Annotated in this window: 20 protein-coding genes and 2 tRNA genes; 11 read left to right on the top strand and 11 right to left on the bottom strand. The window is 44.7% G+C overall.

Annotation, left to right across the window (positions count from 1 at the left end; genetic code table 11):
• Positions 1-24 precede the first annotated feature (24 nt).
• Positions 25-1,341, bottom strand: coding sequence for an AIR synthase-related protein (locus tag DLD82_RS07770; RefSeq protein ID WP_109940546.1), 1,317 nt, complete (start codon positions 1,339-1,341; stop codon positions 25-27).
• 95 nt (positions 1,342-1,436) lie between these two features.
• Here DLD82_RS07770 and DLD82_RS07765 point away from each other — a divergent pair, with 95 nt between their 5' ends.
• From DLD82_RS07765 to DLD82_RS07755, 3 genes are read left to right on the top strand one after another with little or no spacing between them, the layout of a single operon-like run.
• Positions 1,437-4,085 (top strand): S8 family peptidase, encoded by a 2,649-nt coding sequence (locus tag DLD82_RS07765; protein ID WP_109940545.1) that lies wholly within the window; start codon positions 1,437-1,439, stop codon positions 4,083-4,085.
• A 60-nt stretch (positions 4,086-4,145) separates the two neighbouring features.
• A complete protein-coding gene (locus tag DLD82_RS07760) occupies positions 4,146-5,945 on the top strand; it encodes a S8 family peptidase (RefSeq protein WP_109940544.1) in 1,800 nt (599 codons plus the stop codon).
• 39 nt (positions 5,946-5,984) lie between these two features.
• Entirely contained in the window at positions 5,985-6,203 is a 219-nt protein-coding gene (locus DLD82_RS07755) for a hypothetical protein (RefSeq protein WP_109940543.1), read from the top strand.
• 9 nt (positions 6,204-6,212) lie between these two features.
• On the opposite strand, the gene groL is transcribed toward DLD82_RS07755, so the two are convergent.
• Together groL and groES are read right to left on the bottom strand one after the other, a co-directional pair.
• Positions 6,213-7,823: a chaperonin GroEL gene (gene groL / locus DLD82_RS07750; protein WP_109940542.1), complete on the bottom strand. Its 1,611-nt coding sequence runs from the start codon at positions 7,821-7,823 to the stop codon at positions 6,213-6,215.
• A gap of 17 nt (positions 7,824-7,840) precedes the next feature.
• Complete coding sequence (gene groES / locus DLD82_RS07745) at positions 7,841-8,113, bottom strand: co-chaperone GroES (protein WP_109940541.1); 273 nt, start codon at positions 8,111-8,113, stop codon at positions 7,841-7,843.
• 133 nt (positions 8,114-8,246) lie between these two features.
• On the opposite strand from groES, the gene DLD82_RS07740 reads away from it, so the two are divergent.
• On the top strand, positions 8,247-8,705 hold the full coding sequence (locus DLD82_RS07740; protein ID WP_109940540.1) for a winged helix-turn-helix domain-containing protein: 459 nt from the start codon (positions 8,247-8,249) through the stop codon (positions 8,703-8,705).
• 21 nt (positions 8,706-8,726) lie between these two features.
• On the opposite strand, the gene DLD82_RS07735 is transcribed toward DLD82_RS07740, so the two are convergent.
• Positions 8,727-9,218, bottom strand: coding sequence for a Mut7-C RNAse domain-containing protein (locus DLD82_RS07735; RefSeq protein ID WP_181391315.1), 492 nt, complete (start codon positions 9,216-9,218; stop codon positions 8,727-8,729).
• Positions 9,215-10,222: an AmmeMemoRadiSam system radical SAM enzyme gene (gene amrS / locus DLD82_RS07730; RefSeq protein ID WP_109940538.1), complete on the bottom strand. Its 1,008-nt coding sequence runs from the start codon at positions 10,220-10,222 to the stop codon at positions 9,215-9,217. Before amrS ends, DLD82_RS07735 begins: the two co-directional genes overlap by 4 nt.
• A 100-nt stretch (positions 10,223-10,322) precedes the next feature.
• Here amrS and pyrH point away from each other — a divergent pair, with 100 nt between their 5' ends.
• The 3 genes from pyrH to nth all read left to right on the top strand — a co-directional run bounded on the left by pyrH (position 10,323) and on the right by nth (position 11,810).
• Positions 10,323-11,027 carry a UMP kinase gene (gene pyrH / locus DLD82_RS07725; RefSeq protein WP_109940537.1) on the top strand — a complete coding sequence of 235 codons (705 nt, stop codon included), beginning with the start codon at positions 10,323-10,325 and terminating at the stop codon, positions 11,025-11,027.
• Positions 11,028-11,078: 51 nt separating this feature from the next.
• Positions 11,079-11,153, top strand: a tRNA-Pro gene (locus DLD82_RS07720).
• 9 nt (positions 11,154-11,162) lie between these two features.
• On the top strand, positions 11,163-11,810 hold the full coding sequence (gene nth, locus DLD82_RS07715; protein ID WP_109940536.1) for an endonuclease III: 648 nt from the start codon (positions 11,163-11,165) through the stop codon (positions 11,808-11,810).
• A gap of 79 nt (positions 11,811-11,889) precedes the next feature.
• On the opposite strand, the gene DLD82_RS07710 is transcribed toward nth, so the two are convergent.
• Positions 11,890-11,961 (bottom strand) — tRNA-Ala (locus DLD82_RS07710).
• Positions 11,962-12,104: 143 nt separating this feature from the next.
• Here DLD82_RS07710 and DLD82_RS07705 point away from each other — a divergent pair.
• Both DLD82_RS07705 and DLD82_RS07700 read left to right on the top strand, forming a co-directional pair.
• Complete coding sequence (locus DLD82_RS07705; RefSeq protein WP_109940535.1) at positions 12,105-12,776, top strand: MTAP family purine nucleoside phosphorylase; 672 nt, start codon at positions 12,105-12,107, stop codon at positions 12,774-12,776.
• A 225-nt stretch (positions 12,777-13,001) separates the two neighbouring features.
• Positions 13,002-15,905 carry a PAS domain S-box protein gene (locus DLD82_RS07700; protein WP_342764562.1) on the top strand — a complete coding sequence of 968 codons (2,904 nt, stop codon included), beginning with the start codon at positions 13,002-13,004 and terminating at the stop codon, positions 15,903-15,905.
• A gap of 88 nt (positions 15,906-15,993) precedes the next feature.
• On the opposite strand, the gene DLD82_RS07695 is transcribed toward DLD82_RS07700, so the two are convergent.
• The 4 genes from DLD82_RS07695 to DLD82_RS07680 form a co-directional block, all read right to left on the bottom strand.
• Positions 15,994-16,203, bottom strand: a complete 210-nt coding sequence (locus tag DLD82_RS07695) for a histone family protein (RefSeq protein ID WP_109940533.1) — start codon at positions 16,201-16,203, stop codon at positions 15,994-15,996.
• Positions 16,204-16,419: 216 nt separating this feature from the next.
• The gene (gene gyrA, locus DLD82_RS07690; RefSeq protein ID WP_109940532.1) at positions 16,420-18,939 is read right to left on the bottom strand and encodes a DNA gyrase subunit A; all 2,520 of its coding nucleotides are present in this window, start codon (positions 18,937-18,939) and stop codon (positions 16,420-16,422) included.
• Positions 18,929-20,941 carry a DNA topoisomerase subunit B gene (locus DLD82_RS07685; RefSeq protein ID WP_109940645.1) on the bottom strand — a complete coding sequence of 671 codons (2,013 nt, stop codon included), beginning with the start codon at positions 20,939-20,941 and terminating at the stop codon, positions 18,929-18,931. Before DLD82_RS07685 ends, gyrA begins: the two co-directional genes overlap by 11 nt.
• Before the next feature lie 105 nt (positions 20,942-21,046).
• Complete coding sequence (locus DLD82_RS07680; protein WP_109940644.1) at positions 21,047-21,973, bottom strand: DUF475 domain-containing protein; 927 nt, start codon at positions 21,971-21,973, stop codon at positions 21,047-21,049.
• A gap of 148 nt (positions 21,974-22,121) precedes the next feature.
• Here DLD82_RS07680 and DLD82_RS07675 point away from each other — a divergent pair, with 148 nt between their 5' ends.
• Entirely contained in the window at positions 22,122-22,802 is a 681-nt protein-coding gene (locus DLD82_RS07675) for a hypothetical protein (RefSeq protein WP_146199728.1), read from the top strand.
• 14 nt (positions 22,803-22,816) lie between these two features.
• On the opposite strand, the gene DLD82_RS07670 is transcribed toward DLD82_RS07675, so the two are convergent.
• Entirely contained in the window at positions 22,817-23,215 is a 399-nt protein-coding gene (locus tag DLD82_RS07670; protein ID WP_109940530.1) for a DUF126 domain-containing protein, read from the bottom strand.
• Positions 23,216-23,257: 42 nt separating this feature from the next.
• Between DLD82_RS07670 and DLD82_RS07665 the strand changes: the two genes are divergently transcribed.
• A complete protein-coding gene (locus DLD82_RS07665) occupies positions 23,258-24,421 on the top strand; it encodes a proteasome-activating nucleotidase (RefSeq protein ID WP_109940529.1) in 1,164 nt (387 codons plus the stop codon).
• Positions 24,422-24,423: the final 2 nt, after the last annotated feature.

Here is a 24,423-nt window from a genome sequence, read left to right as displayed (position 1 = left end):
TTTATTGTAATCCCGAAAAAATCATCATGACAATCTCTTTATTACTCTCTGTTTTTTTGCAATTGCTGCTTCAGCGGCCAGGTTAACTGCTTTTTTCATCATCTCAAAATCTGCCTGTTCTTTTTCGACCAGTTTTTTAAGTGGTGTGTATGCAGCTTCCCTGAACCGTGGGTTAAATGGCTCTTCTAATCCGTTCCGGATAAGAACCGGCTCCGGGTTTCCATTTTCAACCCTCCCGACTACGATTGATTTTACACCGATTCCGGAAAGTAAATTTTGTACCGCTGCAATGGTTTTTGGAGGAGCGATGATTAACAGAGAATCAAGAGAAACTCCGAGCGGGTCAATCTCAAGTTCCATCAGCATCCGGAAGACTTGTGGATCAACAAGACTGCTCACATCCTTTTCTTCTACAACAAACCGGAGATTTGCCGTTTTTGCCATTTCATGAACATCTCCACGAAGACCCCCGTTCGTCACATCTGTCATGGCATGAATGGAATTCAAAAGGTCGCTTGAGATAAGTGCGTCTGCGGCCCGAAGGAAAGTCAGGTTGATGGTCCTGTCAACGACATCATGATATCCATAATAAAGAGCAGTTGTTGCAATGGTTCCTCCTCCTGCTCCTTCAGTCATTAAAAGCAAATCTCCCGGTGCAGCTTGTCGTCGAGCGGTAATATGGTCTGCCACACCGACTGTTCCGACACACCCGGTCATCCTTTCTCCAATGACCATATCTCCACCAATCCGGAGAGTAGAGCCGCTCACCAGGGGAACATTGGTGAGTTCACCAACCGTCGTGACTCCGGCGGTATAATCAAAAATTTTCGCGACATCCCCGTCATCAGCAACATGGATATCCGAAAAAAGCATCACTGGCTTTGCGCCCATAACATAACAATCCCGAAGTGTGGCACGGGTTACATGAAAACCTGCAAGAAATGGAAAATCTGAAAGCCTTGAATGCATCCCGTCCACAGTACAGACGATAAACTGTCCCCCTGCCTGCACAACACCGGCGTCGTCCATATCCTCAACTCCGACGGTGGCTCCGGATTTACCGATGATTTCGGCAATTTTCCGGTGAGCAAAAAAATCTCCGGTCCCTCGTGAACCAACCCCGAATGCACCCATTGACACACCGGCCTTTTGATAGGTCAGAATATCACTGGTAATTCCGGAGGTTGCCTGAACTTCAACAAGAACCGCTTTTGCAAACTGGAGAGCATATTCACGACTGGTATCTTTTATTTCCAAAATCCGGTCAGCAAGATCTGATATTATATCCTGGGACGCCCTGCCTTTTGCAAGATTTTTACGGGCATAACCCTCAACATCCATGTCATTTAGGTTTGCAGTTCAAGGATAAAATACGGGTATATGTGACGAAAGGCTTCTTAAGATTCATGATAAATTAATTTCTCACTGGTGTACCGGTGCGAACGGGATTCTATCTTCATTCAATACTTATCCTGCTGATTTTTCTGAGCCTTTCGATTAGCACAGCTCTTCCTGTTATGTCCGGGGAGGAGAAAAAAAGTCAGATATACTCAACTCTTTCAAGCGATCTTCTCCAACTACTTGACAAAAGTTATTGTCCGGCAGGCCAGTCACCTGAGGATATCATCCTTGGAATGGAATCAAACGGACAGATAAAAAGAGATAACTCCGGCATATGGTCTGTTCATGTTATGGTGGAACTTGAAGATGGCAGGATATCTATAGATATTCTTCCTTTCCTGACTCAGGTTGCAGAAGATACTTCCTATCATATAATCAGCGGATGGGTGACATCTGAAAACCTTACTGCTCTGGGGGCAAAAGACGGGATAAGAAGTATCATTCCGGTTTTTCCTCCGGCAGGTTCTGGATCGTTTGAGATAATTACCAATAATACAACGCCTGATTCAACATCTGGTGCAACACCTGATAGTACCTCCGTTAAAACCCGGGACCGGGAATGGAAAACTAAATTATCAACAGATCTTCTCCAGTTAGTTGATGACCAGTACCTCTCACCCGGTCAGTCACGGGCCGATTCAATGGCTCTGATGGAAAAAACCGGAGAGGTGAGGATACAGGGAGAGGAGGTAGAAGTCCGGATTTTAGCAAAAACCAGGGATTCTTCTCCCCTTACCAAAATCGAATCCTTTTTTTCTGAAACCTCACAGGATTCTGACTACGGAAGAATCGGAGGATGGATATCGGTATCAAATATTACCAGACTTGCCATGCAAGAAAATATTATCTCCCTTATGGTTCAGATTCCACCCCGGACATCTGAAGTCACTACCGAAGGAGATTACATTCTGGAGACCCGGAATCTTCGGAACCAGACCGGAATATCCGGTGAAGGAATATGTGTAGGAGTCATCTCGGATGGGGTGGACGGTCTTGAAGATATGATAGCAGCCGGAGAATTACCCTCTGTGAAAGTTTTATCTGATAAAGTCGGTGGGGACGAAGGGACCGCTATGCTGCAGATCATCCATGATATCGCACCAAATGCAACACTTATCTTTCATGACAGGGGCGAGAGTCAGATAGAATATGTCAAAGCTCTTGATCAACTCATCATTCACGGCTGCAGGATAATTTGTGATGACATTACCTATGTAGAGCCGTTTTTTGAAGACGGGTACATCAGTCAGAACATCAATGACCGGGTACTTTCGTACCGGATTCTTTCAATAACCGCTGCTGGAAACTTTGCAGAGGAGCATTATCAGGCCCCTTTTAGCGGGTATGAAGACCAGGGGTACAAGTGGCAGATGTTTAACGGTTCAAAGGGAAAAGACATGTATTTTACCGTCCCGCCAGGTATTTCCGGCCATGTAATCCTTCAGTGGGATGACCGGTTTGGTGCATCATCCAATAATTACGATCTCTTTTTATATGACGATTCAGGCCGGGAGATTGCTCGTTCGGTCAATCTGCAGGACGGTGATGACGATCCGATGGAATGGGTCAGATTTCTAAATCATGGGAGTTCTAAAAAAGAATACTCCATCAGAGTTGTGCAGGCAGCAGCAGATGATGCACTCCTTGAAATATATGTCCTGCCTCTTTCAGGACGATCTATTGAGGTTTCCCCGAATACCCCGGAAGATTCTGTATTTGGTCAGCAGACGGTAACAAATGCACTGACCGTTGGTGCCGTCGCTCCGGATTTAAAAAGACTAAAAATTCAGGATTATTCTTCTATCGGTCCGGTTACTATCAGGTATCCGGTTCCAGAACAAAGAAAAAAACCTGATCTTGTTGCCCCGGATCACATCACGGTCCTGACCGGGAATATGCAGCAGGCAGTTTTCACCGGAACAAGTGCCGCAGCTCCCCATATTGCAGGTCTTGCTGCTCTTATCTGGAGTGCCAATCCCTCACTTCGGGAGGATGAGATTCGTGAGATACTCATTAATGGAACAACGAAGAACGAGACCGGAAAAAAATGGAATCCGGATATCGGTTATGGCCTGCCTTCAGGAGAAAACTTCTGTTCTCTCGATAATTTTTCTGTAAATTCATCAGTATCTGCTTCTTCTGTTGTTTGTACTTTCAAACCACGAAATTATGAGAATGCAGAGAATATCACCCTCAATCCTGGATGGAATATGATCTCAATTCCCTATCCCTTAGAGGAAGGGAACACCACCGGACAATTATTTGAGAATATGAGTACCGATACACACAGTATCTGGCGGTATGATGCAGAAAAGAGGCTTTGGAATCCGGTCAAGCCCTTCGAACAATTAGAGCAGATGGATGTTATATGGGTTTATAGTCCGGAAAAGCTGGATTTGATATTTCCGTTTGATAATTCAGGGGTAAACCAGACCTTCAAAGAACTTCATACCGGGTGGAATCCGGCAGGTGTTCCGGGAAGGGAAAGTATTACTGCCGGGGAACTTCTGTCTCCGCTATCTGATGCCTGGACGACCATACTTGTGTATGATTCCAGTACCCAGTCATTTCGCCCCTCAATCATCAATGGCGGATCCGGGACATATTCTAAAAACCGGTTACTCTATCCGGCGGAAGGATGGTGGGTGTATATGAACCGTCCCGGAATACTCTTTCCTGTCTGATACCAAACAGGAGGGTTTTTGTCTCCGTGGTACAGATGATGAAGTACTCGGGCAGTCAACATGGTGGGGAATAGTTGCAGATGCCTGAATAAGAGCGGATGCTGTAAATTTTTCTTCTTATTAGCAGGCATAATTCTGGTTTTCGTTATACCTTCGGGTGTTTATGGAGCAGAAAGTGATGATATGCCGGTGCGCCTTGTGGTGTACACTGCTCCAAATTCATCGGGAGGATATGACCCTCTTCCTGAGGATCTTTCCCTTCCTCAAAATACCACATTATCACTTCGTTCATCTTCACTCGGGTTTATCGTCGTTGAAACTGACCGGAATGAGACGAAATACATCACCAATGAACTCCTGAACTGCCCTTGGGTTAGTGAAGTAGAACAGGATGCAGAGCGGATATCCGGGACAATCTCCCGTGATGAAACGATAACAAACAGTTCTCCTGATCAATGGGCATTCAGCCGGATGGGCATTCATCTTTGGGATACTGACCGAAATCTTTCACCATGTAACGTGGCGGTAATTGATACCGGAGTGGATGGGAGTCATCCGGATATCGGAAAAATTGCCGGTGGTTATGACTGGATAGGTCAGGATAGCAGAACTGAAGACAGTGACGGGCATGGCACTGCGTTATGCAGTATTGTTTCCATGATAGCCGGCAATAATTCAGACCATAAGAATTCATCGCTTACTATTATTCCTGAACGGATTGGAATAAATGGAGATTCAATCGCAGCTTCGCGTTCAGCTCTTGCCATTGGTCATGCTGCAGATAATGGTGCAGAGATTATTCTTATGGGATATGGAGGAACCGAACCATCACTTGCAGAGGAGCGTGCTCTTTCATATGCTGCAGAGAAGGGATGTCTGCTTATCGCTTCCGCAGGAAATGAAGATTCAAACTCCGTTCATTATCCTTCTGACAATTTTAACGTAATATCCGTGGGATCAATCGCCCCATCAGATGGGCTTTCATATTTCTCCAATTATGGTATCTATACGGAATTTGTTGCCCCGGGTGAGGACATCATCTCTGCATGCCCGGATAACTCTTATTGCAAGGGAAGAGGGACAAGTTTTGCCGCCGCAGAAGTTACCGGAATTGCATCTCTCATCCATGAAGCCTATCCCGGGTTATCTCTTCCTGAAATAAGGCAGGTAATGCAGACCTCCGCAACTGACCTTGGCAGATGTGGCCGGGATATTTATTATGGGTATGGTCTGGTAACACTTCCAAAAGCAATGCAGGCTGCTGAAGATTTGACACTCCAAAAGACCCTGCAAGCGTTTTCCGTCGTAAATAATACCCGGGAAATACGCCGCGACGGCGGGCTCAAAAATACCACTCTCCATTCTCTGACTCTTACACCCGGCTGGAATTTCATCTCTGTCCCGGCTCCCTTAAAGTCAGCCAAGACATGCAGGGAACTCTTTTCAAAAGTTAATACTGACAGTCATACCATCTGGTCATACATGGGCAAAGATGCAGGATGGACTCCGCAGAATCCGGAAAAAACCCTTGATCCATTATTTGGTACCCTGGTTTATTCTGAAAAACCTGTTTCGGTCCCGCTTGTTCTTGATGCGAATGAAAATATATCAAGAAATGTAACCGGGGGATGGAACCTTATCGGGTCGCCTGGCTACTCTGAACTATCCGCTTGTAATCTTCCTGCCGGAGATAATTTCACCTGGGTCAGTATTCTTCCCTTTAATGCAACACATCAAAAGTATGATCCGGCTATTATCAACGGAGCAACCGGTCGGTATGCAGATAACCGGACAATCCAGCCTTTTTCAGCATTCTGGATTTATATGGATTCAGATGGGATATTTAATCCCTCCCTCTGAAGCACAAAGTATCTAGGTTTTTACAGTGAAATATGAATAATGGTTCAGCTCGGTGAACGGTTTTTATATGCTTTTGAGATAACCGGTGCCTGTATCATCGGCCTGATATTTGTGGTAATGGCTGTATCCGCAGAATCAGCTGATATGGCCTGGAAACTGGTAATAGCAGCAGTATTATGTTTTTGTATCGGACTTGTTTTCGGTGTTATGTATATATCCAATAACCGGGAAAAAGAGAAAAACCGATTTAAAATGTAAAAAAAAAGATTAGATTATAATTGCTGCAGAAGTCTTATCTTTTTCTTCGTCGAAATCGACAACGACTGCTTCGGTGGTCAGGAGCATACCTGCAATGGATGCGGCATTCTGAAGACCGGATCTGACAACCTTGGTCGGGTCAAGGACTCCAGCCTGAAGAAGGTCTTCATACGTATCGGTCTTTGCATTGTAACCGTAGGTCTCGCTGGTATTGTTCCTTATCATGGCGATAACTTCGGCCCCTTCCCTGCCTGCATTATCTGCAATCTGGCGAAGTGGTTCTTCGAGTGAACGTCTGACAATATTGACACCAATCATCTGTTCAGGGTCAGCCTTGAGAGTGTCAAGGGCCTTGGTTGCACGGAACAGGGTTACTCCGCCACCAGCAACATATCCCTCTTCTACTGCTGCCTTGGTTGCATTGAGTGCATCATCAATACGCATCTTCTTTTCTTTCACTTCGGTCTCAGTTGCTGCACCTGCCTTAATTACTGCAACACCTCCGGAGAGTTTTGCAAGACGGCTCTGCAGGGTGGTCTTGTCGTATTTCTTCTCGGTGATATTGAGCTGGGATTCGATAAGTTTCTTGCGTGTATCAATGTCTGACTTCTTGCCTTTGCCGCCGACGACGGTTGTCTTGTCCTGGTCAACCTTGATGGTCCGGGCCTGTCCAAGCATGTCAAGGGTGGTATCCTCAATTGCAAGGTTGCGTTCTTCACTGATGACAGTTCCACCGGTCAGGATAGCAATATCTTCGAGAACTTCCTTTCTGACGTCTCCGAATTCCGGAGCCTTGACTGCACACACCTTGATTGCACCACGGATGATGTTCAGGATAAGGGCGGTCTGTGCTTCTCCATCAACATCATCTGCAATGATGAGGAGGGGCTTTCCGGTCTGGGCGATCATCTCAAGGACCGGGATTAACGTCTTGAGGCTGGAGATCTTCCGGTCGGTAATGAGGATGTATGGATCTTCAAATTCGACAACACGGCGTTCCTGGTCGGTTACCATGTATGGAGAGATGTAACCACGGTCAAACTGCATACCTTCAACATGGTCAAGGCTGGTCTCAAGAGTCTTTGAGTTCTCAACAGTGATGACACCATTATAGCCTACCTTGTCCATTGCCTCAGAGATAAGGTTACCAATCTCTTCGTCATTGTTTGCTGAAATGATTGCAATCCGGTTGATAGTCTCCTTATCTTTTACCTCGATGCTCTTTGAACGAATAGAATTTACTGCGACATCAACCGCTTTCATGATACCCTTTTTGATCTCAATCGGGTTTGCACCAGCGGTGATATTCTTGATGCCTTCAGTAATCATTGACTGAGCAAGAACGGTTGCAGTGGTAGTACCGTCTCCGGTAGTGTCCTGGGTCTTTGATGCAACTTCCTTGATAAGTTTTGCACCAACATTTTCGAACTTGTCTTTCAGTTCTATCTCTTTTGCGATGGTAACACCATCGTTGGTGACGACCGGACCAGAACCCTTGTCAAGTACGACATATCTTCCCTTTGGCCCGAGAGTAATTTTTACGGTATCTGCTACTTTATTAACGCCTTCAAGGAGAGCGTGACGGGCGTTTTCGTTGAACATGAGTTGTTTTGCTGTCATGTATTCACCTTTGGGTTTTAGTTCATTTTAGCAACGATGTTCTTGAACTCGAGGATTACGTAGTCTTCCTTGTCAAGTTCAACTTCTTCCTGACTGTATCCACCGTAGAGAATGATGTCACCGGGTTTAATCGGAAGTTCTTTTCCATCATCGAATGTTCCGACGGCGATTACTTCTCCCTGTTTTTTCTTCTCCTTTGCTGAGTCAGGGATGAATATTCCTCCTTTTGTCCGTTCTTCCTGCTTATATGGTTTAATCAGGACACGTGGTCCGATTGGTGTGATTGCCATACGTTAAACTCCTTTGTAATGCAATGTGCACATAATTGTTGATTAAAAATTCTATATAAGGTTTTCTCTATCGCTTGGAATCATTTCGATAATGTTGATATCATATCAACAATAATGACAATGTACTTCAACTATGCATCAGCGGCTTACCCTTCAACAGATTCCTCGTCCCACTGGCAAAGATTTGACCGAGGAGATTTACTGGCTCTGCGATACTCTGGGTCTTTCGGCAGGTCGTGACCTGAACAACCTTTCGACCCAGATTATTCGGGCAATACTTGAGCGATCGATTGAATCCGGAATAACTTCGGATGAACTGAGCACCCTTCTTGCCATATCATCCGGCAGGGTGAATCATCACCTGCGAAATCTCTCAAGGTCCGGTATAGTGTACCGGGAAAGAAGACTCATACATCTCCGAAGAAGGAGTCTTCGTGATTCTATCAGGGAAATGCGCCGTGATGCAGATAGAATTTTTGACGAACTTGAACAGGTAGCTGATGAGATAGATTCTCTGGTTGGAGTTCCAAAAAACGGTTCTGGAAAAAAAGCTCTGATAATCAGGGATTCTTTCGGTATTGTCCTAAAATAAAAAGATTTTCCTATCCCTGTTTCATGTAGTTTTATCAATTTTTTCAATTATCTGGTCCAGGTTCTTTCTCATGTTCTGGGTATGTGTGCCTTCCCAATATTGTCTGTGGCATACCGGACAGTGAACAAGCGGGGTGCTAACCGGGGTGAGGTTTTGTTGATTTAAAAGAGAGGGCCCCTCGATCAGAAGTGCATTACATTGTGAACAACGGGTAAGTCTTATCTCCGGGATAATGAGGTCAGCATGAACAAGCTGGATAATCTGGTCTCCTAATTCTGAAGATACCAGCCGTAAGGCTAAATTCTCTCCTCTTCTTGCAAGTTCTGCATCCTGGGTGAGAATATACCTATTTTCCTCCCGGGCAATCTGTAGGATCATGGTGTCTTCCCGGGGATTTCCGGATGGAAGATCATTTGCACTCTTACAGTCATATCCCATAAAACGAAGATATTTACAGAGTGAGCCTGCCATCCGGTCACAGATAAATCTTTTCTCCGGTGGATCTGTTGTCATAACCGGGTAATTATTCCTGTCTGCTTTCCACAATGGGTGCATCGACCGTCTTTTATGTGTATCGGGTTTACTGTGTATCCTGTTCTGCCGATGAGCAGGTTGCTACAGTGAGGACACCATGTCTGTTCAAATTCATGTCCGGGCACATTCCCAAGGTAAGGATACCTGATCCCTTTTTCCTTTGCAATGTGGAATGCTTTTTCAAGGGTCCTTATCGGTGTGGCATTTATCTCCTGCATCTGGAAGTCCGGATGAAACCGTGTAAAATGAACCGGAATATCTGGTCCGAGGTTATCAATGACCCATGAAACAAGTTTTGTAGTCTCTTCAGGTGAATCATTCAGGCCGGGTATTATCAGGTTTACAATTTCGATGTGTAATCCCAGTTCTTTCGCCCGTATGGTAGTATCCAGAACCGGCTGGAGCTTGGCTCGACAGACTTTATGATAAAATTCTTCGGTAAAAGCCTTGATATCAACACGCCAGGCATCAAGGTCCGGCGCAAGGTCAGTCAGTGCATCTTCGGTCATATATCCGTTCGTTACATAAACGGTTTTAAGTCCTTGTTGATGGGCGAGTCGTGCCATGTCCTGGGTGTATTCAAACCAGATGGTGGGTTCATTGTATGTCCATGAGATAGATGAACACCCTTTGGAAATAGCCCGTTTGACTCCTTCTTCCGGAGATATGGTCTTCATCATCATACTGTCAAAAGATGCGTGAGATATGTGCCAGTTCTGACAATGACTACAGGAAAAGTTACAGCCGGCACTTCCCAGTGAATATGAGGTTGTTCCGGGGAGGAAATGAAACAGGGGTTTTTTTTCGATGGGGTCAACAGCTTCGGCTGTAACCCTGCCATAGGTTTCAGCAATCAGTTCTCCCCTTATGGATCGTCTGACTCCGCAAATCCCGGTCTTCGTGTCAGAAATTTTGCAATGATGATTACAAAGATTGCAATGCATTATACCCGCATCATCACGGGAATAGTGTCGAGCTTCCATGGTCACCTGTTGGTCATGGACTATTGTCCCTTCCCTTTATATATCACCTCATTGTCCTGAATAACCTATATGGTTTCTATTGAGTAACATATGAGGTTGAATGCCGACTATTGTGCTCTCACTGGGTGGGTCAATTCTCCTTCCGGGAATCGATCGTCCCAATATTAAACCTTACATCTCTGTTCTCAAGCGGATTTCTGCAAAAAATCGTCTTTTTGTTGTTGTCGGTGGTGGTGGTACTGCCCGTGATTATATCTCTCTTGCACGGACATTTAACGCTGATGAAGCATTTTCTGATGAACTTGGCATAATGGTGACCCGGCTCAATGCTACCCTTCTTGTCGGTGCCCTGGGGTCCTCGGCATACCCAAAAGTTGTGGAGAGTCATAACGAGGCGCTCTGTGCAGCTGAATCCGGAAAAATTGTGGTGATGGGGGGCATTACTCCGGGTCAGACTACCGATGCGGTAGCAGCAGTTCTGGCTGAACGGGTGGATGCTTCACTATTCATCAATCTTACCGCGGTGGATGGAATATACTCCGCGGACCCGAAGAAAGATCCCGCTGCGAAAAAATACGAGAAAATGACTGCAGCAGAACTCCTGAAGGTGGTAATCGGTCAACAAGCGGTTGCCGGAGTGAATACTGTCATGGATATCGTTGCCGTGAAAATGGTTGAACGATGTCAGATTCCACTTCTGGTGATGGATGGACGTGACCCTTCTCTTCTGGAAAAGACTCTTGATTCAGGCTCATATGTCGGAACGCTGGTTTCACCTGATGGTGAAAACCCATTCCCCCTTTGAAAGTAAAAAGCAATACTATAAATGGTACTGGCTACAACATATGTCCCGCACGGGGTAATAGGGTAGCCTGGTCCATCCTAGAGCGTTTGGGACGCTTTGACCGCAGTTCGAATCTGCGTTACCCCATCTTCTTTTATGGAATTATCTCAACCTGAAATCATTGTCAAAAGGCTTAGAATCTTATATGATCTCTCAAAAAGCCGGGATGAGTTTTTACATTTCAATAATCCGTATGAAATTCTGATAGCTACTATTCTTTCTGCACAAACAACCGATAAAACCGTAAATCTGGTTACAAAGGAATTATTCTCCCGGTTTCCATCTGTTTCAGACCTTGCAAAAGCAGGTATTGGTGATGTTGAGCGGATCATTCATCCGACTGGTTTTTTTCATGCAAAAGCCCGGAATATTATTGCGGCATCACAGATGGTTGTGAAGGATTTCGGTGGAGAAGTACCTGACCGGATGGAAGATCTGGTTCGTCTTCCCGGAGTCGGGAGAAAGACTGCAAATATCGTTCTTAATCATGCATTCTCTAAAATAGAAGGTATTGCGGTTGATACTCATGTCCGGCGTGTATCAATGCGTCTTGGGCTTACGAACCAGAGTGAACCGGATAAAATTGAATCTGATCTTACCCGGGTTTTTTCTCCGGATATGTGGGGTGAGATTAACGGGTTATTCATTTTACATGGGCGGAGGATTTGTACCGCAAGAAAACCTGCATGTATGGCCTGTGTCCTGGCAGATATCTGTCGGTTTGTAAGTAACCCCTCGGATTAGTTTTAATCGGGTCAGAGAGGTTTTTTCCTGAAAGATATGCAGATATTCAGATAATGGTTAAAAAAAGAAATACAGCGAGTGGACCGAGCGGGAATTGAACCCGCGGCCTCTACCATGCCAAGGTAGCGATCTACCACTGATCTACCGGCCCGCCTTATTAGGTTGATATTCCTCCCATAAATACTCATCTATCGAACCCGGAGAAACAGGGTTTTTTCTGATTTCCGTGTGTACGAAATTTTCTGCATCATGGTAAGGTTTTGATTGGAATACAACGAATAGATATCTGCATACATGCTGGGAATTATCGGAGGTACCTCATTACTGGATTATTCGGGTGCAGATTTTACCCGTTTTGAACAATATACGCCTTATGGGACGACTGAACTATTCAGGGGCGACCATTTTTTGCTTCTGCTCAGACACCAAAACCGTCGAGCACCTCATGTAATCCCATACCTCTCGCATATGGCTGCTCTTAAACTGGCAGGGGCTGACCGGATAATCGCACTTGGCTCAACCGGTTCGCTCCGGGAAGATATCCGTCCGGGAACCCGGGTTATTCCTGATGATTTCATCAGTTTGTCACCAATGCCTACAATCCATAATCATTCGATTGATCATGTCAACCCGGCATTTGATCCAGAACTATCCTCTCTTCTTGCATCAGTATGCCCGGATGCCCTGAATGGTGGAACATACATTCAGACCCGTGGTCCCAGGCTTGAAAGCAGACCTGAGATAAAAGCAATGGCGCAGTTCGCACATCTTGTCGGTATGACAATTGTAAGTGAACTTACCGTTGCCACAGAATTGGGATTGCCATTTGCAGCAATCTGTACTGTTGACAATTATGCTAATGGTATATGCGATGCAGAAATCAGTTATGAATCGATAATTGACACGGTAAAATCCAACCAGGACAAATCTCTTGACCTCCTTGACCGGATTATGGGATTGGTTTAATAAAAGAAGATTTGATGCCTAAAGAAAACTGAATTCCAAATCCGGTAAATCTCAAAAATTTCAATAAATTATTATTAATTTTGATTTTCATTCACATTAATGGCATCATAGGGGTTCCGATTGGATGTAAACCATTTTTAATACCTGATAAAATAAATGTCAGATGGTTTTAACCATTCAGCAACGTATCATATGATATTCATTTATTACTCCGGGTGATTTGATCTGGCTGTCATAACAGTCCTTAGTATTGGAGATCCAAAACAATTTACAGAAATAACCCGTTTGTTTTCGGAAAACGGGGCTAAGTTATCTGTCAGCGGAGCGTCTGATATTAAGGACGCCATCACCAAACTCCAGGTCAATCATTACGATGTAGTTGTTGGTAATTTTGATTTAGGTAAAGAAAATGGTCTGGATTTTATCGCACGGGTGAAAAAGCAGATACAATACAGCCCGGTGACCATTTTTATCGGCGAACAGGCCCCTTCAGTCGTAAAAGAAGCAATAAAATCAGGGATTGATTACTTTTTCCTGACAAATGATGAGAATGATCTTGAACTTGTCCGATTGAACACTTTTATCCGCCAGACAGTTAAAAACAAACAGGCTGAAGAATCACTTCATTACGCAGATACTAATTTCAGGACCATTGTAGAAGCCACAGACGATTCTATCTACATGATTGACCGGCATTACCGGTATCTGTTTATTAATAGTCCTCACCAGAAGCGACTGGGAATATTTGGGGAGGATTATGAATCAAAGCTTTATAAAGACCTTCATACCGAAGATGAGACCAGACGTTTTATCAATTCGATGAACCAGGTCATCACCAATAATGATTATTTTTATGAGGAATATGAAAAAGATGGCCGCTATTACAGCCGGAAATTCATTCCTGTCCGGTATCAGACATCCCAGCAGACTCTTGCGGTAACGGTCGTCTCAATTGATATCACTGACCGGGTCAGGCTTGAGGATGAAATTTCCCGGGGAACATCCCTTGTAACAGCGACCTTTGAATCAACATCGGATGGTATTTTTGTCGTTGATAGAAGCGGGAAGATCATTAATTATAACCAGAAATTCCTGGATATGTGGTTTATCCCTGAAACGGTGATAGAAGAGCGGGATGAGGAAGTTCTGCTTGCGTTTATTGAAGATCAGCTTGAAGATCGAAAAACATTCATTGAAAAATTAAATTATCTAAAGGCTCATCCGGATAAAGAAGCATTTGATGTTCTTGAGTTTCGGGACGGCCGGATTTTTGAACGAAACACGCTTCCCCAACGGATAGGGGGCACTATCATTGGCAGAGTATGGAGTTTTCGTGATGTAACCGAGCAGCGGAAGACTCTCTCGTCACTTCAGGTAACACAGGCTAATTACCGGAGTGTAGTGGAATCCACCGGAGATTCGATATTCATGGTGGATAGCGATGGTTGTTACCTCTTCATGAACTCATATCATAAAAGTAAGCTTGGTGATATCGCTGAGCGGTACTTAGAAAACCGGATGAGAGTAATGCTTCCGCCAGGTGAAGAAACCCGTTTTGATCAGGCTGTTGAGCGTGTTCTCTCTACAAAACGTCAGGTTCAGGATGAATTCCGCTGGATGACGAAAGATTACATCCGTAGATTTACACCGGTATCAGAGGAGAACACCAATGAAGTCCGTGCAGTTACTGTAGTTCTTACGGATATATCTGACTGGAAAGCAGCAGAACAGGAGGTAAAAAATAATGAAGAGCGGCTCAAGATTCTCTTTGATTTAGCTCCTGAAGCATACCTGCTGACTGACATCAAAGGAACCTTTATTGAGTCCAACCGGGCAGCTACAGACCTTACCGGTTTTACTCCCGATGATTTGAGAGGGAGAAACATTTTTACCATGGGTCTTATCGGGTCTATGCATATTACCAAGACTGCAGTTCTTTTCGCAAAGAACGCTCTTGGAAAACCAACCGGACCTGATGAGGTTCATATCAGCCGTAAAGACGGGAAGATCCTCTATGCAGAAGTCATGACCTATCCTATCCGGATCAGGACGCAGAATCTTGTGATGACTATTGCCCGGGATATCACCGAGAGAAAGGCTGCTGAAGAAGCGTTAAAGCAACGGGAAGAACAGTACCGGCTTCTTGTAAATAATGCCGGAGAAGCGGTCTTTGTCATCAGAGAAACAAGGATTATTTTTGCGAATCCGAAATCCTCTATAATCTTCGGATATGATCAGGAACAGCTTATTAATTCTTCACTCCTGGACATTGTTCATTCAGACGACCAGGAAGAATTCCTTGTCCTTCTTCAGAGGGCCATGCAGGGTGAACAGATCCATGCAGGAATATCTGTCCGGGGATATACCGCATCCGGGGAACTACGCTGGCTTGAAGTTGGCATGGCAGAAATAGTCTGGCAGAACAAATCGTCAGTACTTCTTCTCTGCATGGATGTAACAAAGCAGAAGATAGCTCAGGATGCCCTTGTCCAGAGTAACCGGAAGTTAAATCTGTTGTCATCCATCACCCGGCATGATGTTCTGAATCAGATTACCATATTACTTGCCTATCTTGACCTTCTCAAGAAGAAAAACAAGGATCCGGAACTTGAACCCTTCATCGGAAAACAGGTTGAGGCAACCCAGGCTATCCGGAGTCAGATTGTCTTTACAAAAGAGTACCAGGATGTCGGAGTTAAAGAACCCCAGTGGCAGAATCTCGGATCTACCATAGCAGCAGCCAGTGAATATAGTCGAACGGAATTCGTTTCATGGGATAACCGTCTTAATTCAATTGACATATATGCTGATCCTCTCCTTGAAAAGGTATTCTCAAATCTTATCTCTAATTCTGTGATGCACGGAGAATCAGTCAATGAAATACGTTTTTTTACCGAAGAAAAATCCTCCGGTCTCACCCTGGTGTATGAAGACAATGGTATTGGGATTCCTGATAAAGACAAGAAAAAAATCTTTCATCATGGATTTGGTAAAAACACCGGGTTTGGTCTCTTTTTATCCCGGGAGATCCTCTCTATTACCGGACTTAGTATTACTGAAACCGGAAAGGAAGGAAAAGGAGTACGTTTCGAAATTTTCATTCCAAGAAACCTGTACCGGTTAATGTAAAAAAACCTGGCCGTAATGATGTTCAGGTATCTAATCGCAAGAAGGGGAATGTACTTCTCTGACTAAATTGGAATTAGAAAAAAAAAGGTTATGCTAAATTTTCAGCAGCCATCTCAATGTCTTCTTCCTTAAGGGTCTTGCGACCTGCATGTGCAGCAAGTTTTACTGCTTCTTTTACCAGTTTACCAAGGTAATCCTCGGTCTTCTGGACAATGAGTGCTGATGCATCACTTCCAACACGCTCTGCTCCACTGTTTTTGGCAACCCGGGTAATGGCTGCAATTGGTAAATCTGTCATTTTATAATCCTAAAATATTATAGAATGAAGAGTATAAAAACCATTTGTTCCGGAACTGAAAAATCCGGGTTTTTTCGTATGACTGATGATGTTTAGTATCCTGAATGGACATTGTCATGCCATAATCTCAAGATTAGAATATCCTGCCATCCCATCCGGACATCTCTCTTGAGCGGGAATGTGATTCCTGATTGCAGTAATGTATCTAAAAAAAGATTATTCTTCTGAAGAACCGTTATCTTCAGGTCCCTCATCAATAATTTCTGCTTGGGGAATGTCGTCACCAAGCTCTTTTTGTTCTTCCGGAGATAGCGAGGTCACTCCGACTACCCGGTCGCCCTGAGACAGTTTCATGATCCTGACACCCTGTGTTGATCTTCCCTGGATTGAGATTTTTTCAACACTGGTCCTGATAACTATCCCCTCTGCACTCATGAGAATGATCTCTTCTTCAGGTCCGGCGGCAAATGCGGTCACTATCCCGTCATTTCTTTTTACTTTGATGTTCCGAACTCCCATGGTCCCTCGTCCATGGCCACGGTATTCATCAAAGTTGGTTCGTTTTCCATATCCTCCATGAGTGATGGTAAGGAGATGTTTACCTTCTTCTATGACGGTCATACTGGTGACGACATCATCATCCTTCATCCGCATCCCTATTACCCCGAGGGCATTTCGATGTCGGAGAGGAATCTGGTCTTCATGGAACCGGAGACTCTGACCGTACTTGGTAGTTATGATGATCTCCTGTTTTCCGTCACTTACCATGACATGCACAAGATTGTCACCTTCACGAAGAGAGATTGCATTCACTCCGGTAGAGCGTGGTCGTGCAAATTCGTCCTGTGGGATCTTGATTATCATACCCCGTTCTGTCAGGTAAAGGAAGAACCGTTCGGATGAAAATTCCTGGACCGGTATTACCGCAGTCACCCGCTCTTCATTCCGAAGATCCAAAAGATTTACAATTGCCTTTCCTTTACTCTGTCTGGAACCTTCCGGAATATCAAATACCCTGAGCCAGTATGCTCTTCCGGTTGAAGTGAAACAGAGGAGGTGGTCATGCATATTGGCAACAAAGACCTGCTCCACATAGTCTTCATCCTTAATGGAAATCCCCATGACACCTCTTCCACCTCTGCCCTGCACACGGTATGCATCAACATCCATGTGTTTGACATAATTCTGGTGGGTCAGGCAGACAAGCACCTGTTTATTGGGGATAAGGTCCTCCCTGACAATCTCCTGAAGGTCTCCGGTTATCTGTGTTCTTCTTGGATCAGCGTATTTTTCCCGGATCTCTTTCAGTTCACGGAAAATTTCAGCTCGTATATTGCCTTCGGATGACAGGAGTTCAACAAGCCTTCTAATTTCTGCTTCAAGCTGTTCGCGTTCATCCACCAGTTTCTGTTTTTCAAGGGCTGCCAGACGACGAAGCTGCATCTGCAGAATAGCTGTTGCCTGAACTTCATCAAGGGTGAACTTCTCTACCAGTGCAACCTTTGCCTCATCTGCCGTCTGGGCTGCCCTGATAGTTGCAATGACTGCATCAATATTATCAATGGCATGAAGGAGACCGCGTAAAATATGGACCCGCTCTTCTGCTTTCCGTTTGTCAAATTCACTCCGGCGGGTAATCACAATGATCCTATGCCGGACGAACTGCTCCATCAGTGCAATAAGCCCGAGAATCTTTGGTTGATTATCAACGATTGCATAGTTGATGATACCAAATGTACTTTCAAGAGCGGTATGCTTATAGAGATGATTCAGGATTAACTGGGCTCGTGCATCTCTCCGAAGGTCAATGACTATACGCATTCCGTCTTTGTCAGACTCATCACGAAGATCAGCAATCCCTTCAATCCTTTTTTCATGGACCAGTTCAGCAATATGTTCGATAAGTTTGGCCTTGTTCACCTGGAACGGTATTTCGGTGATGATTATCTGTGACCGTTTGCCGGTATCATCAATTTCTGCAACCCCACGGATGGTCAGTTTACCCTGTCCTCCAAGATATGCATTCTGGATTCCGTCGGTTCCCATGATGATACCTCCGGTAGGAAAATCCGGGCCGGGAATTATCTGCATCAGGTCAAAAACCGTGGCATCAGGATGCTGCAGGTAATGACAGACTGCATCACAGACCTCACCAAGGTTATGAGGTGGCATTTTGGTCGCAATACCGACCGCAATACCGTCCGATCCGTTAATGAGAAGATTTGGAAGTTTTGCCGGTAATACCGATGGTTCCTGAAGAGACTCATCAAAGTTCGGGAAAAATTGCACCGTATCTTTTTCAAGGTCTACGAGAAGTTCTTCCGCTTCTCTTTTCAGTCTGACCTCGGTATAACGCATTGCCGCAGCAGAATCCCCGTCTACTGAACCAAAGTTACCCTGACCGTCGACCAGCATCATCCGGTAGGAGAACGGCTGGGCCATCTTTACGATGGTATCATAAATTGATGCATCACCATGCGGGTGATACTTACCCATGACTTCTCCGACTACACGGGCGGATTTTTTATAGGCCTTGTCATGGGTGTTTCCCATCTCCCACATCGCAAAAAGCGAACGACGGTGAACCGGTTTTAGTCCGTCTCTTGCATCCGGAATCGCACGCCCGATGATAACCGACATCGCATAATCGATGTAAGAGGATTTCATCTCCTCTTCGATGTTTATCTCATTTACTCTCGGCGTAAAGAGGGGCTCTTGGTTATCTTCAGATGTCAAGGTTTGTCACCTCTTTTGCATGGCGTTTGATAAAGTCACGACGGGCAGAAACGTCATCTCCCATCAGTTTTTCAAAGATCTCATTTGCATACGCGGCATCTTCAATGATAACCCGTTTGAGGACTCTTGTTTCCGGATCCATCGTAGTTGCCCAGAGCTGGGATGCATTCATCTCTCCAAGACCCTTGTACCGCTGGACACTTACTCCTTTATCGCCCATCTCCTGCATGATCGTCCGCATTTCCTCTTCTGAATATGCGTATTTCTCCTGCTTGCCTTTTGCAATCCGGTACAGGGGAGGCTGGGCAAGATAGATATATCCGGCTTCGATTAGTGGCTGGAGATATCTGAAAAAGAACGTCATTAATAAAGTATCAATATGAGCACCATCAACATCAGCATCGGTCATGATGATGATATGATGATACCTGGCTTTTTCAATGTCAAATGACTCTCCAACACCAGTCCCGATGGCAGAGATAAGTGCCTGTATTTCCAGGTTTTTTAAGATCTTATGGACCGTTGCCTTCTCAACATTCAGGATTTTACCCCTGAGCGGAAGAATGGCCTGGAACCTTCTATCACGGCCCTGTTTTGCACTGCCACCTGCAGAATCTCCTTCTACAATGTAGATCTCACTCTTTTCTGCAGAACGTTCTGAACAATCGGCAAGTTTTCCCGGAAGACCTGATGATTCAAGAGTACTTTTTCTCCGTGCCAGTTCTTTTGCTTTTCTTGCTGCTTCTCTTGCCTGGTATGCAAGGACGGCTTTATCTACAATGGCACTCAGGTCTTTTGGATGCTCTTCAAAGTATTCACAAAGAGAACCATAGACCAGTGAATCAACAATACCTTTGACTTCACTGTTACCAAGTTTCATCTTGGTCTGACCTTCAAACTGCGGGGCAGCCATCCTTATGGAGATAATCGCAGTAAGGCCTTCCCTGACATCATCTCCTTTTAGTGAAAGTTCCTGGTCTTTGATGGCTTTGTTTTCCTTTCCCATCTTGTTGATTGCCTTGGTAAGGGCAGACCTGAACCCCTCAAGATGCGTTCCTCCTTCCTTGGTATTGACACTGTTTACATAGGTGAATACTTTTTCAGAATAGGCTGCGGCGTATTGGAATGCAATCTCGACTTCAACCTTGGCCTCTTCATCTTTTCTTCCAAATGAGATGATGGATTCATGAATGGGCTGGGCTTCGTGGTTGAGATACCTGACATACTCAATGATTCCCCCCTCAAAGGAGAAGGTTTCGGAACATTCTTCCAGGTCTTCACACCGCTCGTCTGCAATAGTGATGGTGATACCTGAGTTCAGAAATGCCAGTTCACGCATCCGGTGTGCAAGGATGTCATAGTCATATTCGACTGTTTCAAAGATGTTTGCATCCGGTTTGAAGGAAATTTGCGTTCCGGTAATTTTGGCAAGGTATTTTTCAAGAAACCTTTCCTTTGTATCAGGACAATCTTCCGGAAGAACACCAAATCGCCGGATATACCTATCTTTAATCTCTTCAAAACTCTCTTCACGTTTTTCAAGTTCAGATTGTGGCTGCCCCCTTGAAAACCGCATCTGATATTCATACCCGTTTTTCCATACGGTTGCAGTAAGATTTACTGACAGGGCATTTACGACTGAAACACCTACTCCGTGAAGACCCCCGGATACCTGGTACGTGTCCTTGTCAAATTTTCCCCCGGCATGAAGGACGGTAAGCACTGTTTCGAGTGCGCTTTTATCCTCATTATCCTTCATGGGATCAATGGGTATGCCCCGTCCGTTATCTTCAACGCTGACACCTCCGTCTTTTTGAATAATGACCTGGATATGCGTACAAAATCCGGCCAATGCTTCATCAATGGAGTTATCAACTACCTCGTATACCAGGTGATGAAGTCCGCGGGTATCGGTAGAACCGATGTACATCGCCGGCCGTTCTCTGACCGGTTCAAGACCCCGTAGAATTTTGATATTATCAGAATTGTATGTATTGGACAGAAGAAAACCTCCCAAAAAATATGTGATAAGAAAATGTGTCCAATACTATTGGCTCTTTGATGACTAAAATATGGTGATTTATCTCTCTTCTAAAAAGGGATATTTTCAGGAATTTATTGCCTGTGATTCTGAGTCACGCATTGATTTTAAAAAGAATAATCCTACCACTCCAAAAGTTATCACCGGGGATACAAATTCCGGGATGTGAAATCCGAAACTGTCAATCAGCATGATGATGCCAAGACAGAGAATGGAATACATCGCACCATTTTTCAAAAACCGGTATTTTTTGATTCTGTCAATATTACTAACCGTTATCTGACGGACTGCGATAGCACCAAGAGCATTTCCCACAAGAATGAGGGGAACGCACATGGTAAAAGCAAATGCACCTAAAACCCCGTCAATGGAGAATGTCGCATCAATGACTTCCAGGTACATAATTTTACTGATATCTGAAAGGTCTCCTCCCATGAGTTTTTGTTCGGCAAGTTCTGCATTTTGCCTGAATCCGTGTACGATGAAAAATGCGGTTGACCCGACCACCGCACCAAATGCCATCATGGGATTTCTTTCAATTGCAAACCATACAATTGCCATGAGAAGAATTGAAGCAACGGCATAAAACCAGACCCCTTTCGAATAGAAAAATCGTTCTCCCCGGAGCCCGAAGTGTTTTTCTTCAAGAAACAGCCAGTGAAAAAAGAGAAAGATAAGGAATGTCCCTCCACCAATAAGAAGTATCGGAGATGACGTTTCTATGGCTTCTTTTATATCCGGATTTTCACTGAACATGGCAGTAAACGCTTCCCAGGGGGTGAGTCCCGGAGTTGAAAGCCAGACAAGGAGAAGGGGCAGCAATCCACGAACGAGGAAAACCGCAAACAGGATCCCCCAAAGAAGAAACCATCTACGGTATTTAGGTTGCATCGTGCCGAGAACCTCTGCGTTTATTATAGCATTATCAATACTGCAGATGATCTCGAACATGCACAGACCCATAATGGTCAGAATGATTGTAAATAGTTCCACAATGCAAGGTTTGAAATTAAGGAATATCAATCCAGTACATGAAAAAAATATTCCTACCCATACAGGTAAAAAAATGGTATCTCTTTTCAACAACCCGGAAGGGCAGGGTCTGGATCACTATATATAATCTGTCTTCCTATCCGATGATATGAACGAGCAAAGTATTCATGTGCTCATAATAGTTCTGATAATCTGCATCTTTTTACCCGGCTGTATCGATAAGGATCTGGGATCCCTTTCTGATAACGGTCCGGATAGTCCGGTTTTAAAAAATAATCATGTGGAAGAGGTACCCCCCGCCGGAGCAGAAACGAAAGAACCTGTAAGCGGGGAGAAAACTCCCAGTGAATACCCTGCGGTGGATAATCTGAAATCTTTTATTCAGAAAACGTTTCCATTGCTGACATCTGCATATATGGATATCAGGGGATCAGACCGAGCTCTTGATGCTGCCGGGGTTCAGGAAAAAGCCCTTGCACTTGAAACACTGGTAAAAGACATTACAAACGAATACGGGCTTGACAGAACCCTTCCGGAGAAATCCATCTTTCCTGGTCTGACAACACAGGAGAAGGTTGTGTTAAATAATTATATTGGATATATAAAAGATCTTGAATATTACGGTTCAAACCTTAAACAGGCAATCTACTGGAAGAATTCAGGTTCTGATACAACATCACTCGGAAATTACCGGAGAACCCAGGACCTTGCTGATAATTATAAAAAGAAGGTTGTTACCGATATTAAAAAACTGGATGAATATTGTAAGGAATGGGATATTTCATGCCTTGATGAAAAATTAGTCAAGGAATATACCTTTATTTCCTGAGCCTTTTTTTTAACTTATTCAATCATTGTAACGTTTCCAGTTGTTCCATCCACTTCTACCATCTGTCCGGATTTTAGATCACTCAGAGGTATTCCAATCCGATCAACCATCGGAATTTTACCCATGATTGCGCCAACCGCGATGATTGTCTCTGCTTCCTGGTTGATGATTGCCGCAGGGGCATGTCCGTTGCGCGACAGGGCATAGAGGATATAACTCCCAACCGTCGATCCTTTTCCATACTCAAATGCCAGTACCGAGCCGGAAATATCCTGACCCTGCAAGGGATGGCCTGGTTCTAATACGATTCCTGTTTCCGGATCTACGCCGGAAAGAAATGAGATTGGATCCGGACCAATAAGCAGAGGTCCTTTTCCAACGCCGCGCGATATTCCGCGTCCTTGGAGAATCATGCACACTCACGTATAAGTAGAACCACTGGGTAATTATGTACTATGGAACAGCCTCTTGCACGTATCTCCTGTGAAAATGAGATTCACTATCAGATCCGGATTCAGGAGCTGGAGGCCCAAAACCTTGAGTTGTCAATCCGTTCTGAGGAATTAATCAAAGAAAATTCGGTCCTGAAACGGGAGAACTCACAGCTCAAGCGTATGCCTTTATTTGTTGCGCTGGTCGTGGATATCTTTGAAAGTGGAGAGATCTACCTGCGTCAGATGGGAAACAATCAGGAATATGTGACCCTGATTTCAGATGAACTGCGCCCCACTATTTATCCTGGATGTAAAGTTGCGGTAAACAATGCTCTCTCTGTTGTCAAGGTTCTTGAAGAGACATACGATTCGCGTGTCAGAGTCATGGAACTTGATGAGTCACCTGATGTCACCTTCGAATATATTGGGGGTCTGACAAAAGAGATCGAAGAGATTCGTGAAGCAGTAGAATATCCTCTGACTATGCCGGAGGTATTTGAACGAATAGGCGTAGAGCCGCCTAAAGGAATTCTCCTCTATGGTCCTCCCGGAACCGGAAAAACACTTCTTGCAAAAGCAGTCGCCCATAATGCAAAAGCCACGTTTATCAGGATGAGCGGGAGTGAACTTGTCCACAAATATATCGGTGAAGGGGCACAGATGGTCCGTGAGCTCTTTGCCCTGGCCCGGGACCGTGCACCCTCTATTGTATTTATAGACGAGATTGATGCAATCGGAACCACCCGGACCAATGACGGGACCAGTGGAAGTGCAGAAGTACAGAGAACACTCATGCAGCTTCTGGCAGAGATGGACGGATTTGATAATCGTGGCGACGTCCGGATTATGGCTGCAACGAACAGGGTCGACATGCTCGATGCTGCCCTTTTGAGACCCGGACGTTTTGACCGGATAATCGAGATACCAGTTCCTGATATCATTGCCCGTGAGGACATTATAAAAATCCATACCCGTAAAATGACTCTCTCACCCGGAGTAAACCTTGCAGAGATTTCAATCCTGACTGAAGGACTTACCGGGGCACAGATTCAGGCGGTATGCCGGGAAGCAGGTATGCTTGCGGTCAGAAAAAGTGCTTTTGAAATAACGAACCAGGACATGCTTGATGCTGTCAATAAAGTAGCCGGCGATGATCATGATGTTGATGAGCGGATGTTCATTTAATC

Origin of the sequence: Methanospirillum stamsii, assembly GCF_003173335.1 — an archaeon.
In the GTDB taxonomy this organism is placed as follows: Archaea; Halobacteriota; Methanomicrobia; order Methanomicrobiales; family Methanospirillaceae; genus Methanospirillum; species Methanospirillum stamsii.
Note: the sequence above shows the minus strand (reverse complement) of the source record. Positions and strands in the feature narration are given on the sequence as shown.